The following is a 16,019-nucleotide window of genomic DNA, read 5'->3' on the forward strand; positions in this document are numbered from 1 at the left end:
CCACTTTATTAATAATGGATAATTTCTAAGGTCATATTCAATACTATTGATATCTGTATTCGTGCAAAAGGTAATTAATTGTATTGCCCGTGAGGCAGTGAGGATAGGGGGAGAAGGACATTAACTTTTATTGATAGGAGGATTTCGGGGGAAATTATGCTCATAAAAAAAGACTGCTTAGCAGTCTTTTTTTGTGTTGGGATTGCTTACAAAGACCATTCACCTTTGCCAAATCTATAAATCAGCGAGGTACTGAGCTGATCCTCATTGGTTGCCTGAATGGTTGTGTACACATGACGCCAATCTGTCTGCAGCGCCCATTTATTGTTTATTTTATAATGTAAACCCAGACCGGCATTGATTTGAAGCGTTTTTTCATCTCTGGATTTGTTATACATGGTTTCGCCAAAACCGGTGGTAATAAAGGGGCGTAAATTAGCCTCACTGTTAAAATAATACTGTGCATCTACCCCGTAATTTTCGTATCCAACGGATTCATTGGTATTCTTATCTCTTAAATCTGCATTGCTGTAGTTTAAACGCGCTGAGATATTTCGAGTAAAATACAAACCCAGAGACCACTGGTAACCATAACCATCGGTCAGTCCCCAACTGTCATCCGGGTTGACATACACAGTACCCAAGCTAAAGCCTATAATGCCAGTGTCAACGGGATCTACGGTAGATGTTGTATATTCGTTGTCGATTTTACGGTCTTTGCTGATCCCGGGTAACGCTGAACTGTCATCGCCGCCGTATTCAAAACGCATTTTAAAACCAACTTGATTTTCAACTTGTTCGCCATAACCGGTTTTTTGCTGGTCCAGAGTAATAAAGCCCGTACCTGCTTTGATAATATCGTGACCGAACAGGGCGTTTATATTGCGCCCAAGGCTATCAATCGGGTCAAGCACTATTAATGAGGTACCGCCTAAAAATTTAGAACCGAAAAGGGTGCCGCCATTGTTCCAAATTTTCTGCTCGGTATCATATGCCCATTCACCATATGCCCAGCCGATGACCGGCGTAATGACGACATCTTGAATCGAAGGGCGTTCTGCAAAAGCTTCAATACCATATTCCCAGTAAAACGTTGACATCATAAACGAGTACAGAAAGGAGTCCCATTGGCGGTAACCAGATTTTCGTGCCGCCTGGTAATAAACGCCGCCAAAATAACCATGACCAATGACGTTTATATACCAATCATCCCTGTCCCATACCGGGCTGTCCTCGACGTTAGTCAGCCACTTATGACCCAGGCTTTCATCGGTGGATTCCCAGTTTGTAAATGAAGTCGGCATCACACTCAATACCCCGATCACCGCAAATCCGGCACCAAATACGGTGTAGGTTTGGTCTAATAAACGGTCAGCGTCTTCCCCATTTTTTGGATTAAATAATGAAATCGCATAGGGGGAGTTATAAAAACTCTGATCGATATCTTTTGTTTCCCAAGCTGAGTTGGTGACTTTGGTATGATAGGAGGTATCTATCGTTGCATCGGATTCTGCTGATACGCTAACCGGCAGGGCGATAATGCTTAGGTAAGTAAGGCTGCGGATAAAATTATTTTTTAACAATAACACTTAGAAATACTCGTTGTTAGTCACCTGCTGACCATGAAATCAGCGGTGATATAGGTTTGATATTAGAGAAGTTATTTTTATTATACGATTATTGGTTGTCTGCCGGGAACTTAACACCCGTTAAACGGCGAATTTCGCTAATAACGGCAGAGGTAATTTTGGAACGTTCAACGCTTGGTGAATCCATTTTGCCCTGCTTAATTTGTCGGGCAAAAAAACTCGCTTCGTAACTCATGCTGTTTTCGTGCTGATTTAGCGTTATATCAGTTACACTTTCTGCTCTTAAAGTAACCTGTTCACATTCAGAGACGTGTTTAATCAGCATATTACCTTGTTCACCCTGTATTTCGCTGTGCAGGTCTGAATTACTTATTTTTGAATGGTCAATAGTGACCGAAAAATCGCCATAGTTGAGCAGTACCGAACCGCAACCATCTACGCCGGAATCCAGTAAAACCGCATCGGCTTGAATATGCTTTGGTTTGCCAAACAGGGCAATAGTAAAAGCCACGCAGTAATAACCGATGTCCATGATCGAACCGTTAGAAAAGTGCGGATTAAACGTATTTGGGTTTTCACCATCGAGATATTTTTGGTAACGTGAGGAATACTGACAGTAATTAATATGCGCCTTACGTAATTTCCCGAGTTTATAGAGATTATTTTTAATTTGTGTAAAGTTTGGCAAATAAGCTGTCTTAAAGGCTTCAAACAAAATAACATTGTTGGCAGTCGCCGCTTGGTAAAGTGCTTCAACCTGCTTAATATTAGACGCCAGGGGTTTCTCGCAGATAACATGTTTTCCATTTTCAAGCATCAGTAAAACATGTTCAAAATGTAAAGAATTCGGACTGGCGATATAAACGGCCTCAATATCGTCACATTGACTCAATGCCTGCAGGTCATTGAAGCAGAGTTGCACGTTAAATCGACTGGCAAAGTTTTGTGCTGTCTTTAAAGTGCGGGAATAAACGGCTGTTAAACGCAGGTCATTATTTACTAATGTCCCGTTAACAAACTTTTCGGTTATCCAGTTGCTACCGATAACGGCAAAATTAATCATGTTATCATCCTGTAAATGGGCATTGGTCACAATAAAACAAAAAATGTGAGCAGGCCACAATTATGATGAAATATTTAAATAACACAACCAAAAAGATAATTATGAAAACAACGACACCAGTCAATCAACAGCTTGCAAATGAAGTTAATCTTCCCCTTGTGCAGGTTAACGCCTTTATTGCTCTCTATGACGATGGTAATACCGTGCCTTTTATTGCCCGTTACCGTAAAGAGGCAACCCAGGGCTTAGATGATATTCAACTGCGTCTTTTGGAGACCCGCCTGATTTATTTACGCGAATTGAATATTCGCCGCCAAAGCATTTTAAAAGCCATTATTTCTCAGGGAAAATTAACCCCGGAGTTACAAGCTAAAATTAAGCAATGTAATAATAAAACCATCCTTGAAGATCTTTATCTTCCCTATAAGAGTAAAAGAATCAGTAAAGGGCAATTGGCGATTGCAGCGGGGCTTGAACCCCTTGCCGATAAATTGTGGATGCAACCGGACTGCGCTGCGCAGACTTTAGGCAAGCATTATATCAATGCCAGTAAGGGTTTTGCTGATATTGAAAGCGTTCTAGAGGGGGCTTTATTTATTTGCCTAGAACGGATCGTTAACGATCCGTTACTCGTCGGGAAACTGCGTCAACATCTGTTTGCCAATGGCGCTTTTGAATGCAAAGTGGCAAAAGGGAAAGAGCCGCTCGCGGGAAAATATAAAGACTATTTTGATTATCAGGAGCCTGTCCGTAAAATTCCTGCACACCGCTTTTTAGCTATTTTGCGCGGCAAAAAAGAGGGGCTGCTTAAACTTGATTTAAACGCAGATCCCAAGCAGGATAAAAAAACCAAATCCTCCTATTGTGAAAATTTAATTGCCAACCATTTAGGTTTTTCCTGGTTGCAGTTGTCCGTCGGTAATTGGCGTAAAACAGTGATCCATAAAGCCTGGAGCAGTAAATTAGCCGGGCAGATAGAAACGCAGTTAATCAGCCGCTTAAAAGATGACGCCCATGATAATGCCATGGGTAACTTCGCAGCTAATTTAAAAGACCTGTTAATGGCCGCGCCCGCAGGTGCAAAAGTAACCTTGGGGTTAGATCCCGGCTTGCGCACCGGCTGCAAATTAGCCGTGGTTGATAACACCGGTAAATTACTGGCTTATAAAACTATCTATCCGCATCAACCGGTTAATAAGACCCAGCAGGCAGCACAGGAAGTGCTTAAATTAATTAAAGATTTCAAGGTCGAACTGATCGCCATTGGTAATGGCACCGCCTCGCGGGAATCCGATGATTTTATCCGCGACACCTTAGCGCAGCAAAGTCAGGAGGTAACCACGGTTATCGTTAGTGAAGCCGGTGCCTCGGTGTATTCTGCATCGGAGCTTGCATCCGAGGAGTTTCCTGACCTTGATGTGTCTATTCGCGGCGCGGTTTCCATTGCACGGCGACTGCAGGATCCTTTAGCTGAGCTGGTTAAAATAGACGCAAAAGCGATTGGCGTCGGTTTGTATCAGCACGATGTTAATCAAAGCAGTTTAAGCCAACGTTTGGACAGTGTGGTCGAAGATTGTGTGAATTCAGTGGGGGTCGATTTGAACAGTGCATCGGTCTCTTTGCTTGCACGGGTGGCTGGATTAAATTCAACGGTTGCTAAAAATATTGTCAGTTATCGGGATCAAAATGGGGTTTTTAAATCCCGCCAGGCGCTGCAAAAAGTCGCGCGCTTAGGTGATAAAGCTTATCAGCAGAGTGCCGGATTTTTACGCATAAACAATGCGCTTAACCCGCTTGATAACTCGGCTGTTCACCCGGAAGCTTATGATCTGGTAAAACGCATTGCTGCGCGGGAAGGGGTTAAAGTGCCGCAGTTATTAAACAATTCCGGGTTGTTAAATTCGCTCGATGCGCAAAATTATGCCGATCAGAAATTTGGTGTTATCAGTATTAGTGAAATCATCAAAGAACTCGCCAAACCTAAACGCGACCCCAGACCCGGTTTTCAACGGGTTGATTTTGCAAAAGACATTAATAAAATTTCAGATTTACAGGAAGGCATGCTGTTACAGGGGGTTATCTCGAATGTCACCAATTTTGGCGCATTTGTTGATATCGGCGTGCATCAGGATGGCTTGGTGCATATCTCGCAACTGGCAGATAATTTTGTCAGTGATCCCTTTGCGATCGTTAAAGTCGGACAGCTGGTTCAGGTTAGGGTGGTTGAAATTGATCTGCCAAGAAAACGCATTGCACTGAGCATGCGCCTTGACGTGTCGGCCTGATAACAGAGATGAATTATCAGATAAAAATGAGTCGCCGTTTACAACAAATCGATACCATGATCGGGCAATCCTACCAGCATATTTGGGATTGCTGCTGCGACCACGGCTTACTCGGGTTGACCCTGTTAAAGCGGCAGGCCGCCGACACTGTTCACTTTGTGGATATTGTGCCGGTCTTATTAAGGCAATTAGAAGATGATTTAAAAACCCATTACGGGCAGATGCAGAGCAAAAGCCGCTGGCAGGTGCACTGCACGGATGTGATCAATTTACCCTTAGTAGAGGTCTGTGAAAATCCTGACAGTGATAAACACCTGATAGTAATTGCAGGAGTGGGAGGCGAGCTGACCATTTCATTAATGACGGCAATTTTAAGCCGGTTCAGTAATTACCCGTTAGAGTTTATTTTGTGTCCCGTTCATCATAATTATAAAGTCCGTGAATTTTTAATCAGCAGGCAGTTAGGTTTGATAGCTGAAAGCCTGATCATTGAAAATAAACGCGGTTATGAAATATTGCACGTGGCGCAGAATGTGGCTGATCCGGTTTCAACGGTGGGTTCAAAAATGTGGGATTTTTCTCAGCAGGCGCATCTTGATCACCTGCACAAAAACATTAAACACTACCAGCGTATTGCCAAAAATCCGCTCACTAATGTGCAAGCCATTATTCATCAGTATCAAAACTTACTGCATAGACAAAGTGTCAGTTGAAATTCAACCTCTGACTGAAGATGGGCAAACACTAATTAAACAGGTAAACAGTTAAAAAGTTACTATTAACCCAGCACGTCTGTTGATATCATCGGCGGCCAAATTATTCCAGAGTCTTATTATGCGCTTGTTAAAAACCACCATTCATCCCGATATCACCTCATTAAACAAAAGTACGTTTTTGCGTAATGCGGCTCGGGCAATTGTATTAAAAGGCGACATGATTTTAATGCTTTATACCGCCCGTTACCATGATTATACCCTGCCGGGTGGCGGCGTTGATAAAGAGGAAGGGCTGGTGGAAGGATTAATCCGCGAATTGCAGGAAGAAACCGGCGCGCAAAATATACGTGGAATACAAAATTTTGGTTTATACGAAGAGTTTCGCCCTTGGAATAGAGACGGTTTTGAAATCATGCACATGAAATCATATTGTTATCTATGTGAGATTGATACAAAACTAGGGGTCACAAACTACGAAGATTATGAAATAAAAAACGGCATGAAACCGGTTTGGTTAAATATTTATGATGCAATAAAACATAATCAATTAACCATGTTAAACAGTGATAAAAAAGGCCTGTCGATAGCGCGTGAAACCTTTTTATTACAATTAATTGTTACTGAGTTGCTGGCAGAAAAACAGCTGGTTAATGCGTGAGTTGAATTAACCCGCTGTGATTCAGCAATAATCCGTGATTAAGACTCTTCGCTGTCTTTCTTCGGAAGCTCAGGCAAAGATTTGCCATCATTATTTGGATAAACGATAAACTCGCCGTGATATTTCACTTTAGATTTATTATCGGCCTTTTTATATAAAAGCAGATCCTGGGCAAAGGCCAAATCAATAATATCTTGCAGAGTGCCGCGCACATATAAAGAAATCGGCTTGATTAATACACCTTGCTCATCAAAACAATCTTCCAGTTGCTGCGCACAAACGATCAATGACTCTTTGCCACCACTGTGGCGGTTAAGTCTTTCGCCAACGGCTAAATCAGTTGTCACCAACCATTGCACTTCTTCAAGTACAGCAAAAAGTTTTTCCAGTTGGTTTTTATTGACCAGACGGATTTCTTTTTGCTCATCAAACACAACGCTGTAACATTTTAGTAAATAAGCAAACTGTTGTTTCAGTCCGGCATTTTTGCCAAGACTGCGCGCTTGTTTTTGCCAGCCCTGTAAAGTAGGCAGAACAACAGAGTCAAAACGTTTGTTTTTCATTGCCGTTGTGATCCAGGCACCTAAATAATGTGCTTCACTGAGCGGGGTATGCGGCGTTCTACGAGCATCTTGGGAATCAGACAATTCAGTTAAAGCGGTGGTGATCAGTTTATAAATTTCAGTGGAGAAGTGAATCATATGATTCCTTATGGGTTATCTATTCAAATTGGATTTTGAAGCATTATATAGTCAAACGGGTCACAAATATAATATTCAATTTTTTAATCAAAACGCTCCTTAATTCGCAGCGGCCCTAAGCAAATAAGATCGATGCAATCGGGAGGAACATTAAACATTTATCTGCTTAGATTAAGCGCAATTATTAAACTGCCCGTACTTGATGTTTAACGCAGCCGTTACACCAATCATGCTTTTAGGCCGTGGACTCCACAATTTTATTGCGCTAATACTCTGATTAGCACAATGCCCTTGGCTAAATCACAAAAATGAAACAGTATCGATGATGCTATGCACTTTAGTTAATAACAGATTGTTGTGCCGATAGCGGGTAGTCTTTTTATATTAAGTAACTGATAGATAAGAAATTGTGGTCAAGAAACCAGCACCGAGCGGGGTTGGTAAAGAATTTCGTAAGCGCATCGATCTGCTCTATCACGACTCGATCAGCTGGTCGTGCAATTTTCGTTGGGGGTGACTGGCCTTTGATGGCATTACTATCCTTTATTTTGCCATCGGCTTATTTTTTCACACTATCGATGGTCAGTATATGCTCGAGCAGTGCATTGCTACTCTTTATCTGCTTGAACTCTTTGCCCGCCTGACTATCAGCAAAACTCGACTGCACAATATCTTTGATCCGGTTGAATTGGCAGATTTGATCGTCATTGCCTCCTTATTAGCACCCTCGCTGGCGGGAAATTTCAGTTTTCTGCGCGTATCACGCTCACTGCGTTTGCTGCGCTTTTATCACATGCTAAAAAATCTGCACCGCCAATCAAGGTTTGTCCGTTTACATGAAGATCTGATTTTCAGCATTGTTAACCTGCTAGTGTTTATTTTTGTTATTACCGCCATCGTTTATGTCAGCCAGATAGGCGCCAATCCCGCCATAAAAAATTATGTCAATGCTTTGTATTTCACTATTGCAACGTTAACCACAACGGGTTTTGGTGATATCAAGCTGGTGGTTACCGGTGGACATCTGCTGGCGGTGCTGATCATAATATTCGGCATTTCGCTGTTTTTGCGCCTGATTCAAACCATCTTTCGGCCGGTTAAAATACGTTTTGAGTGTCCAACCTGCGGGCTCAATCGCCACGATAATGATGCTGTTCACTGCAAACATTACGGCAATGTATTGCACATCACCACCGAAGGGGATAATTAGTAATGAGCCTTTTCGCAACGTATGTCCTGCGGTTACCCGTAAATTGAACCGCTATTTTTGCGCTTTGCTATACTGACCTTATATTAAAACATCCTGCTGCGGAGCAGTGTCATCTTTTAGTTTCCGCCTTACCACTATTAACGATAATTAAGGAATACTATGAATAAGCATTATATTGAACTTCCAGCGAAAAACCTGCAGCAAACAAAAGTCTTCTTTAGCGCGGTTTTTAACTGGTCATTTACCGATTACGGCCCCGAATATACAGCCTTTTCTGATGAAAGTTTAAACGGCGGTTTTTTCCAATCAGAGCTGTCATCAAAGACCGCTTCGGGCGCTGCATTAATCGTTTTCTACAGCGCGAACATTAAAGCGACATTAGATAAAATAGAGAAAAATGGCGGAGTCATTAATCGCCCCATTTTCGAATTTCCGGGTGGTTGCCGGTTCCATTTTCTGGAGCCAAGCGGTAACGAGTTTGCCGTGTGGTCGGAAGAGTGCGCATAATCGCCTAACCAACCCTCTAGCATTAAGCTGTGTAAAGCACGATCACTTTTTCAGATTTTTTTTGCAGGTAATAACTGCCGTGACGCTTCACTACACTGCATTCTTTATGGTTAATATTCAATGCTCTTCTCTTATACGGATCAGCAGATAAATGACACTTTGCAGGTTATTGTTAGGCTGCATAGTGATACCAATAACGCAGTTAGACGAAAATAATGCTTAACGCACTGGGAGTGATATGTAGTTATGCTTAAAAATAAACAACGGGGAGCAATATGTTAATGATATCTGCTATAGCCACATTATTGATTGTCATTGCCACTGTACTGCCATTATTTAAATATACACATTGGGTCGTCAGGGGAATGGATTTTCCGCGTCTGCAAATTGCGTTACTTGCTGCGGCCTTGCTTATTGTTCATTTTATTTTTCTCGACCTGCAAATGATTGTTACTTGGTTGCTCATTTCTGCCACAGCCCTCTGTTTTTTTTGGCAGTTATGGTGGGTATTACCTTATACCCTTATCTGGCCTAGTGAGGTTAAAACCTCCAAAGAGATTGATCCCAATAGGCAGCTCAGTATCATTACATCTAACGTCTTAAAAACAAACCGTAACAGTGATGCGTTAATTGCTCTTGTTATAGAATATAGGTCCGATATTCTAGTCACTCTGGAATCGGATCAATGGTGGGAAAACAAGTTCAAGGTATTGGAGGTTGACATGCCATATAGCGTCAAGTGTCCCCTTGAAAATTTATATGGCATGCATGTCTATTCTAGATTGCCTTTTAGTAAAGAAAAAATAGTTTACTTGGTTGAGAAGGATATTCCATCAATACATTTATCTTTGGAGCTACGTACCGGAGATAAAGTGCAAATGCATTTCGTCCATCCTGCACCACCGAGTCCCACTGAAAACACTGAGTCGACAGAACGGGATGCTGAGTTGATTACCATTGCTAGAAGTGTCGCAGAGACTCAGCAACCAGTTATAGTAACGGGTGATCTTAATGATGTAGCTTGGTCTGCTACAACTCGACTTTTTCGTAAAATCAGTGGATTACTTGACCCTCGCGTAGGACGTGGCATGTTCAATACCTTTCATGTAGATTATTCTTTTTTACGCTGGCCGTTGGATCATCTATTTCACAGTTCGCATTTTAATGTAAAAAATATACAGCGTTTGCCATCGATTGGCTCAGATCACTTTGCACTTTTTACAGTGCTTATGTATAACCCTGAGGTGGGTGCAGATCAAGAGGGGCTAACGGCTGATGATAAGGATCACCATCAGGGTAAAATAGTAGCTGAAAAAAAAGGCGTGAGTAAGCAGGATGTGCCAAAGCTAAATGGATAAGCTTAGGTGAAATTTACTTCCTTAAACGATGGATTGTAATGAGCGTTGCAAGCTCAACTAATCGGGCATTAGCCCTCAGCCCGGGATGCGGGACGCACATAGCGTTGCACTCAGAATAGTGAAGTTCTGACCCATCCATATCACCCAGTGCCACTGATCCTTGATATTTCAGGTAGACGTTTAACGCTTGCTGTATCCACGGTGTTTTGGAACTGCTCATTAAGCCTTCATCTAAGGGCGACGTCCTGCCCGAAGCGTGAATCCCAGGAATTTTCTTTCGGTGGTTTTAATGACGCAGTTCTTGGTCGTGTTAACGGCCGACTTCAAACGTGAAACTGGACACCCATAAACTTTGACTGATGAATATCACCATTCTATCTTTTAGTAATGTGTTTTGCATACTAGGAAATAGTTTGTTATGACGCAATCTCGCCAATCACAAGTATCGCTATCGGATACCCCTTATTACCATTGCATCTCTCGTTGCGTTCGCCGTGCATATTTATGCGGTGAAGATAAATACATAGAAAAATCCTTTGAGCATCGCCGACAGTGGGTGGTTGATCGAATGCATTGGCTTTTCAAGGCTTTGGATTATCTTAAAACTCGGTTGCTTGCGGCCGATTCGTTTATTTTTTATGATTAGAAATTAAATTATTTCGATTATCGTTTCGGTTTGTTAATAACGAAAAGAGTATTATGTTGCCGTCAGAAGTTTATGGTTGTCCACATCCTTATGAAATTAAACTTAAAAAACAGCCAGTTATAAATTTAAAAATCAAGTTGGGAATGTGATAATGCATAAAAAACCAAAACCATTTTACTTAAGACTACCTTATTTAATTATTACTCTATTAGCGCTCGTATGGATTTATTGGTTTTTTTTGTACCACCCCAGCTATCAGGCAACCCAATAAAAAGTCAATCTACACAATCGTTATTCAAAGCACATGGATGAGTGGCCAAAGCCTGAACGAAAACCATTTTCCCCTGAAATTGAAGCGCGTATCGATGCGTTATTAAACAAGATGACCTTGCCTGAAAAAATTGGGCAGATGACACATGGAGAAATTAGCTGGGTGTCGCCTAGTGATGTACAAGAATATGCTTTAGGGTCTGTTTTAAATGAAGCGGGGTCTCGACCCGGTTACGTATATGGTTCACTTTCAGACTGGGTTGATAGAGCTGACAGCTACTGGCTAGCATCACAACAAACAACCCATAAGATCCCTATTATGTGGGGCACTGACGCAGTTCACGGTCATAATAGTGTGAAGGGGATGACATTGTTCCCGCATAATATTGGTTTAGGCGCGTCTGGCGATGCGCAGTTAGTTGCGAACATTGGCCGGGCAACGGCGAGTCAGGTAAGAGCCACTGGTCTGGATTGGACATTTGCGCCAACAGTTGCGGTGGTACAAAACACGCGTTGGGGACGCAGTTACGAAAGTTATGGCCAAGATCCTGAGTTGGTCTATCACTTAAGCAAAGCGATGGTAAGTGGCTTGCAGGATAATTTAAGCACTGATGGAATATTAGCCACGGCTAAACATTTTATTGGGGATGGCGCAGTGAAAAATGGGAATGATCAAGGCGCAGCATATATCACTGAAGATGAACTGATTAATATGCAGGCAATGGGCTATTACGCAGCATTAGAAGCCGATGTGCAAATTGTGATGGCCTCTTTTAGCAGTTGGTGGCTAACCAAGCTGCACGCAGATCATTACCTGCTCAGCGAAGTATTAAAAAACAAAATGGGATTTGATGGTTTCATTATCTCTGACTATAACGCTATTAGGCAGATAGCTGGCTGTTCAATAGCCAGCTGTCCTGCTGCAATCAACGCCGGTGTGGATATGCTCATGGTGCCTAAGAATTGGAAGCCGTTTATTGAAAATACGGTTGGTCAGGTTGAACATGGTGAAATAGCACTTTCACGGATAAATGATGCGGTGCGCCGCATTCTTCGAGTAAAAATGCGCGCAGGCTTATTTGAACAGGTTCAACCATCGCTTAGAGAACATTCAGGTAATAGTGAATTGATGAGTTCACCTGAAATAAAAGCACTGGCTCGCCAAGCGGTACGACAATCATTAGTGATGCTAAAAAACAGTGATCAGCTATTACCTTTAAGTAAATCTAAAAAATATTTAGTGATTAACGGTGACAATATCTCGCGACAAGCAGGTGGCTGGTCTATAGATTGGCAAGGTTACAGTTTGGAGGAAATGTTTTATCCCGCAGGTGAAACTATCTTATCCGGCATTAAATCACTGGTTAAGCCTGAAGGTGGACAAGTATTCACTTCATATAATTTCGCAATGCAAAACGATGTTTCAGCAGCATAATTGTTTTATCCGAGCGTTTCTATGCAGAAGGCAATGGCGATATTGAACCCTGGTTAGGCACTTCATTTGCGCAACAAAAGGGCAGTGCCGGGGCTAGTGCATTAGAAGAACTACGAACTAAACAACCGGATTTGCCCATTGTTGTTGTCTATCTCGGTGGAAGACCTTTGTGGATGAATCCTCAAATTAACCAATCTTCAAGTTTTGTGGTGGCCTGGCTACCGGGAACGGAAGGTGGCGGCGTGGCTGATGGACTATTTGGCGAGTCTCAAATCAACGGTCGTTTGAGTGTAAATTGGCCTGCATACGATTGCACCGGCTCACCGAGTGAGACCTCTAATGCCCTGTTTCCAGTGGGATATGGCTTAACATTTAATGATACATTACAGATATCCGATAACCTTCCGAGCACACCGTCTGCTATTTGGGGGACGCTTAACTTTGCACCTGGGTGTGTTATATCAAATATCATTTTTTCGCCATTAGACTAGTATCTTAGGTGGTAGGGCAAGCAAGTTGACGGGACAGGTTTTTAATTTTCATATCAAGATTAATAAAAATTGAAGCTGGAAGCTAAATGAAGCTGGACCCAAAAACTTTGACTGATGATTATTGCCATTCTATCTTTTAGTAATCACTATTTAGCTTTATTGGTGATGAGCATAACAATCAAGGTATTCCCTTTTCATTATTAGATTGCATTGAGTTAGTCGATTGGATCGGGCGTATTTTAAGAGAAGATAAGCGTGGTGCGATACCTAGTGAACATCCTAAATTACTCAACGCACTCGGTCTAGATACAAAAATTTGCTTAACGTTGGCAAATAATTTCGGTAAATATTACCAAGGCGCAGTGGGTTCCTTGGAGGAATTAGCCTTGTTCGCAGCACATACTGGTAAATGCTGGGTAACCAGTAAAAACCAATTGCGACGACCTATTTATTAGTTCGCTTGTAATGCTTTCTATTGCTATTGGTTTGTTTTTATTTATCGTTAAATGAATATTTTTAAATATTTGGCTGTCCAATTATTAATTCGTAGTTGATCCAACTAACTTCTCCATAAAATTGAGTATTTCCGCTTTATTATTGTTCAAAAAGCAATAGTGATTCACATTTCCCCTTATATATAACCAAATTAAAACAAGTAATAATGTCTTTAACTTAAACATTGCAACTTGGATCCTGTTGCAGCGTGTTAAATACATGCGCTTTAATTGCATTTTTTCGGCAATTAAAAACAACCTTCACGTTAATGATGGAAAACTGACTTATGATTACTTTGCACGGTTTTGCCGCTAGCAACTATTACAATCTAGTGAAACATGTACTTCTACACAAAGAACTGCCATTCCAAGAAAACCTTATTTACGGTGGTAGTGACGAGTTACTGACAATCAGTCCTGCAGGCAAAGTACCTGTTATTACAACGTCTGAAGGCCTTCATATTTCAGAATCGAGTGTCATTTGTGACTTTATCGAAGAAACCTATCCGGCCACGCCGCTATACCCTGAAAATACCGGAGAGCGTGCTGTTGTGCGTCAAATCATGAAAATCGCAGAACTTTATTTTGAACTGCCAAGTAGACGACTTATACCTTATGCATTTTCAGGTACTGAAGCGCCTGAATCGGTTAAAGCTGAAGTACGCCAAGTATTAAAGCGTGGCATTACCGCCTTAAGCCGTTTGTGTCAGTTTTCACCTTGGATTGCAGGTGACCAATTCACGATGGCTGACATCTACGTTTATCACGTAAACACCATTGTCAGCACTTTTGGCGCTAGCCAACTTGACTGGGATGTACTTGCAGAGGTACCGGGAATGAAAGAGTGGAACCATTCCATGAGTCAATCTGTCATTGCCCAAAACGTGGAGGAAGATCGTTTGGCAAACAAGCCGGAGTTTATGCAAAAGTTGAAAGTTCAGTTTCAAGCAGCGAAGGCTAAATAAAAACACCCAAGGCTAAATGATTATTACCAACACAGTATGACCAATACAATAAAGTGATTGGCTCAAAAAATTAATTATTTTCAGGAGAAAATTTAAATGACACATACCAATACAAATAAAAATATCCAACTTACTTCAACAATCAGCGAAGACAATAAATTAACACTTGCTTTACAAGAGATCGAAATGCCACAACCTGGTGCCGATGAAGTCGTTATTCGCATTGAAGCCGCGCCATTAAACCCGTCTGACTTAGGGGTTCTGTTCAGCGGCGCTGATATGTCAACCGCGACACAATCGGGCACTCAACAAAACCCTGTCATTACTGCTGATGTTCCCGCTCAGTTTATGCCAGCGCTTAAAACACGTGTTGGTAAAGCAACGCCTGTTGGTAATGAAGGTGCGGGAACGGTTGTAGCAGCCGGCTCATCATCTGCGGCACAAGCATTAATGGGTAAGACCGTTGCTGTAATTGGCGGTGGAACTTATCGTCAATATCACTGTGCCAATGTGCAAAGCTGCTTAGTATTAAAAGAAGGCACTACGGCTAAACAAGGCGCATCTTCTTTTGTTAACCCGCTTACCGCATTAGCGATGGTGGAAACGATGCGAGCTGAAGGTCATAAAGCCATCATTCATGCGGCGGCGGCGTCTAACCTTGGTCAAATGTTAAACCGTATTTGTATTGCCGATGGCATCGACTTAATTAACATTGTACGCAAAGCAGAACAAGAAACGCTGTTACGTGAAATGGGCGCAAAATAGGTTGTAAACTCAAATAGCGAGTCTTTCCTTGCTGACTTAACGGCGGCGATTATTGAAACGGGAGCAACTATTGCGTTTGATCCAATTGGTGGCGGTCAATTAACAAGTGACATCCTTAACTGTATGGAAGTTGCTGCAGCGCGTGATATGAAAGAACACACCATTTATGGCTCTGATACTTTCAAACAAGTTTACATTTATGGCGCCTTAAACCGTGGCCCGATTACCTTAAATCGTAACTTCGGTTTTGCTTGGGGTGTCAATGGATTCTTATTATTCAATGCACTAGGCAAACTAGGTACTAAAACTGTTATGGCGATGCGTAATCGTGTTGCAGATGAGATAACCACCACATTTGCTAGCCACTACACACATGAAGTGTCATTGGCAGAGGTATTACAATTACAATCAATAGCGGCTTATTCTAAAAATGCTACAGGTGAGAAGTACTTAATTACCCCTCAAAGGTAGTTAAGTTTTAAATAAATAATTAAGCCTCAAAATAGCGACTTCTTAACTGATTGAATAAAAAGCAGATAACGATTATTGGTCTGCTTTTTTATTTACTTACTGGTAATAAAAAGCAGCAAGCTAAATCTCAAACTTTATTGTTAAACAGGTACTGATACAAAATTATTCCGTAATTACGGTTGAAATACGAAACCATTAATTTGTGAAAACTCAGAGTTAATGGGTCTTCAGTTTTACTCGAACTTGATCGACATAATCGCTTTACGTCATGTAGTTATTGCTGAAAGCGGGTCTGTGGTATCAAGTCTTTCATTTTGCATTATCTTATTTTTTACCCGCAGCTACAATACAACTTACTGATCAATAATGTATTTTAAAATAGCCGTCAAATTCTT

General features: G+C 41.6%; 12 protein-coding genes and 2 pseudogenes. 11 read left to right on the forward strand and 3 right to left on the reverse strand.

The genetic code is table 11. The features are described from left to right. Nucleotides 1–206: 206 nt before the first annotated feature. Nucleotides 207–1,589: a DUF3943 domain-containing protein gene (locus ACJAZP_RS03555; protein ID WP_415229355.1), complete on the reverse strand. Its 1,383-nt coding sequence runs from the start codon at nucleotides 1,587–1,589 to the stop codon at nucleotides 207–209. 88 nt (nucleotides 1,590–1,677) lie between these two features. Beyond that, entirely contained in the window at nucleotides 1,678–2,652 is a 975-nt protein-coding gene (locus ACJAZP_RS03560) for a Gfo/Idh/MocA family protein (RefSeq protein WP_415229356.1), read from the reverse strand. Between the two features lie 101 nt (nucleotides 2,653–2,753). Between ACJAZP_RS03560 and ACJAZP_RS03565 the strand changes: the two genes are divergently transcribed. From ACJAZP_RS03565 to ACJAZP_RS03575, 3 genes are all read left to right on the forward strand, one after another. Further along, nucleotides 2,754–4,937 (forward strand): Tex family protein, encoded by a 2,184-nt coding sequence (locus tag ACJAZP_RS03565; RefSeq protein ID WP_415229357.1) that lies wholly within the window; start codon nucleotides 2,754–2,756, stop codon nucleotides 4,935–4,937. Between the two features lie 8 nt (nucleotides 4,938–4,945). After that, complete coding sequence (locus tag ACJAZP_RS03570; protein ID WP_415229358.1) at nucleotides 4,946–5,650, forward strand: tRNA (adenine(22)-N(1))-methyltransferase; 705 nt, start codon at nucleotides 4,946–4,948, stop codon at nucleotides 5,648–5,650. Nucleotides 5,651–5,771: 121 nt separating this feature from the next. Next, nucleotides 5,772–6,311 (forward strand): NUDIX hydrolase, encoded by a 540-nt coding sequence (locus tag ACJAZP_RS03575; RefSeq protein ID WP_415229359.1) that lies wholly within the window; start codon nucleotides 5,772–5,774, stop codon nucleotides 6,309–6,311. 38 nt (nucleotides 6,312–6,349) lie between these two features. On the opposite strand, the gene ACJAZP_RS03580 is transcribed toward ACJAZP_RS03575, so the two are convergent. Next, entirely contained in the window at nucleotides 6,350–7,012 is a 663-nt protein-coding gene (locus ACJAZP_RS03580) for a DUF2913 family protein (RefSeq protein WP_415229360.1), read from the reverse strand. A gap of 589 nt (nucleotides 7,013–7,601) precedes the next feature. On the opposite strand from ACJAZP_RS03580, the gene ACJAZP_RS03585 reads away from it, so the two are divergent. The 8 genes and pseudogenes from ACJAZP_RS03585 (at nucleotide 7,602) to ACJAZP_RS03620 (ending at nucleotide 15,624) form a co-directional block, all read left to right on the forward strand. Further along, nucleotides 7,602–8,222, forward strand: coding sequence for a potassium channel family protein (locus ACJAZP_RS03585; RefSeq protein ID WP_415229361.1), 621 nt, complete (start codon nucleotides 7,602–7,604; stop codon nucleotides 8,220–8,222). A 159-nt stretch (nucleotides 8,223–8,381) separates the two neighbouring features. After that, nucleotides 8,382–8,729 (forward strand): VOC family protein, encoded by a 348-nt coding sequence (locus ACJAZP_RS03590; RefSeq protein ID WP_415229362.1) that lies wholly within the window; start codon nucleotides 8,382–8,384, stop codon nucleotides 8,727–8,729. 275 nt (nucleotides 8,730–9,004) lie between these two features. Beyond that, nucleotides 9,005–10,087 (forward strand): endonuclease/exonuclease/phosphatase family protein, encoded by a 1,083-nt coding sequence (locus ACJAZP_RS03595; protein WP_415229363.1) that lies wholly within the window; start codon nucleotides 9,005–9,007, stop codon nucleotides 10,085–10,087. Between the two features lie 418 nt (nucleotides 10,088–10,505). Beyond that, nucleotides 10,506–10,667 (forward strand): annotated as a pseudogene (locus ACJAZP_RS03600) (transposase); the annotation flags it as partial. A 370-nt stretch (nucleotides 10,668–11,037) separates the two neighbouring features. Next, a complete protein-coding gene (locus tag ACJAZP_RS03605; RefSeq protein WP_415229364.1) occupies nucleotides 11,038–12,438 on the forward strand; it encodes a glycoside hydrolase family 3 N-terminal domain-containing protein in 1,401 nt (466 codons plus the stop codon). Nucleotides 12,439–12,569: 131 nt separating this feature from the next. Continuing rightward, entirely contained in the window at nucleotides 12,570–12,929 is a 360-nt protein-coding gene (locus tag ACJAZP_RS03610) for a glycoside hydrolase family 3 C-terminal domain-containing protein (protein ID WP_415229365.1), read from the forward strand. Nucleotides 12,930–13,710: 781 nt separating this feature from the next. Further along, a complete protein-coding gene (locus tag ACJAZP_RS03615; RefSeq protein WP_415229366.1) occupies nucleotides 13,711–14,388 on the forward strand; it encodes a glutathione S-transferase family protein in 678 nt (225 codons plus the stop codon). A 96-nt stretch (nucleotides 14,389–14,484) separates the two neighbouring features. Continuing rightward, nucleotides 14,485–15,624 (forward strand): annotated as a pseudogene (locus ACJAZP_RS03620) (zinc-binding dehydrogenase). Nucleotides 15,625–16,019: the final 395 nt, after the last annotated feature.

This window comes from Psychromonas sp., from assembly GCF_047632955.1.
Taxonomy (GTDB): Bacteria; Pseudomonadota; Gammaproteobacteria; order Enterobacterales; family Psychromonadaceae; genus Psychromonas.

Bases quoted from the DNA above. Each gene is read 5' to 3' on its own strand.
- ACJAZP_RS03560 (WP_415229356.1), bottom strand. From the start codon at position 2,652: ATGATTAATTTTGCCGTTATCGGTAGCAACTGGATAACCGAAAAGTTT.
- ACJAZP_RS03565 (WP_415229357.1), top strand. From the start codon at position 2,754: ATGAAAACAACGACACCAGTCAATCAACAGCTTGCAAATGAAGTTAAT.
- ACJAZP_RS03570 (WP_415229358.1), top strand. From the start codon at position 4,946: ATGAATTATCAGATAAAAATGAGTCGCCGTTTACAACAAATCGATACC.
- ACJAZP_RS03575 (WP_415229359.1), top strand. From the start codon at position 5,772: ATGCGCTTGTTAAAAACCACCATTCATCCCGATATCACCTCATTAAAC.
- ACJAZP_RS03580 (WP_415229360.1), bottom strand. From the start codon at position 7,012: ATGATTCACTTCTCCACTGAAATTTATAAACTGATCACCACCGCTTTA.
- ACJAZP_RS03585 (WP_415229361.1), top strand. From the start codon at position 7,602: ATGCTCGAGCAGTGCATTGCTACTCTTTATCTGCTTGAACTCTTTGCC.
- ACJAZP_RS03590 (WP_415229362.1), top strand. From the start codon at position 8,382: ATGAATAAGCATTATATTGAACTTCCAGCGAAAAACCTGCAGCAAACA.
- ACJAZP_RS03595 (WP_415229363.1), top strand. From the start codon at position 9,005: ATGTTAATGATATCTGCTATAGCCACATTATTGATTGTCATTGCCACT.
- ACJAZP_RS03605 (WP_415229364.1), top strand. From the start codon at position 11,038: ATGGATGAGTGGCCAAAGCCTGAACGAAAACCATTTTCCCCTGAAATT.
- ACJAZP_RS03615 (WP_415229366.1), top strand. From the start codon at position 13,711: ATGATTACTTTGCACGGTTTTGCCGCTAGCAACTATTACAATCTAGTG.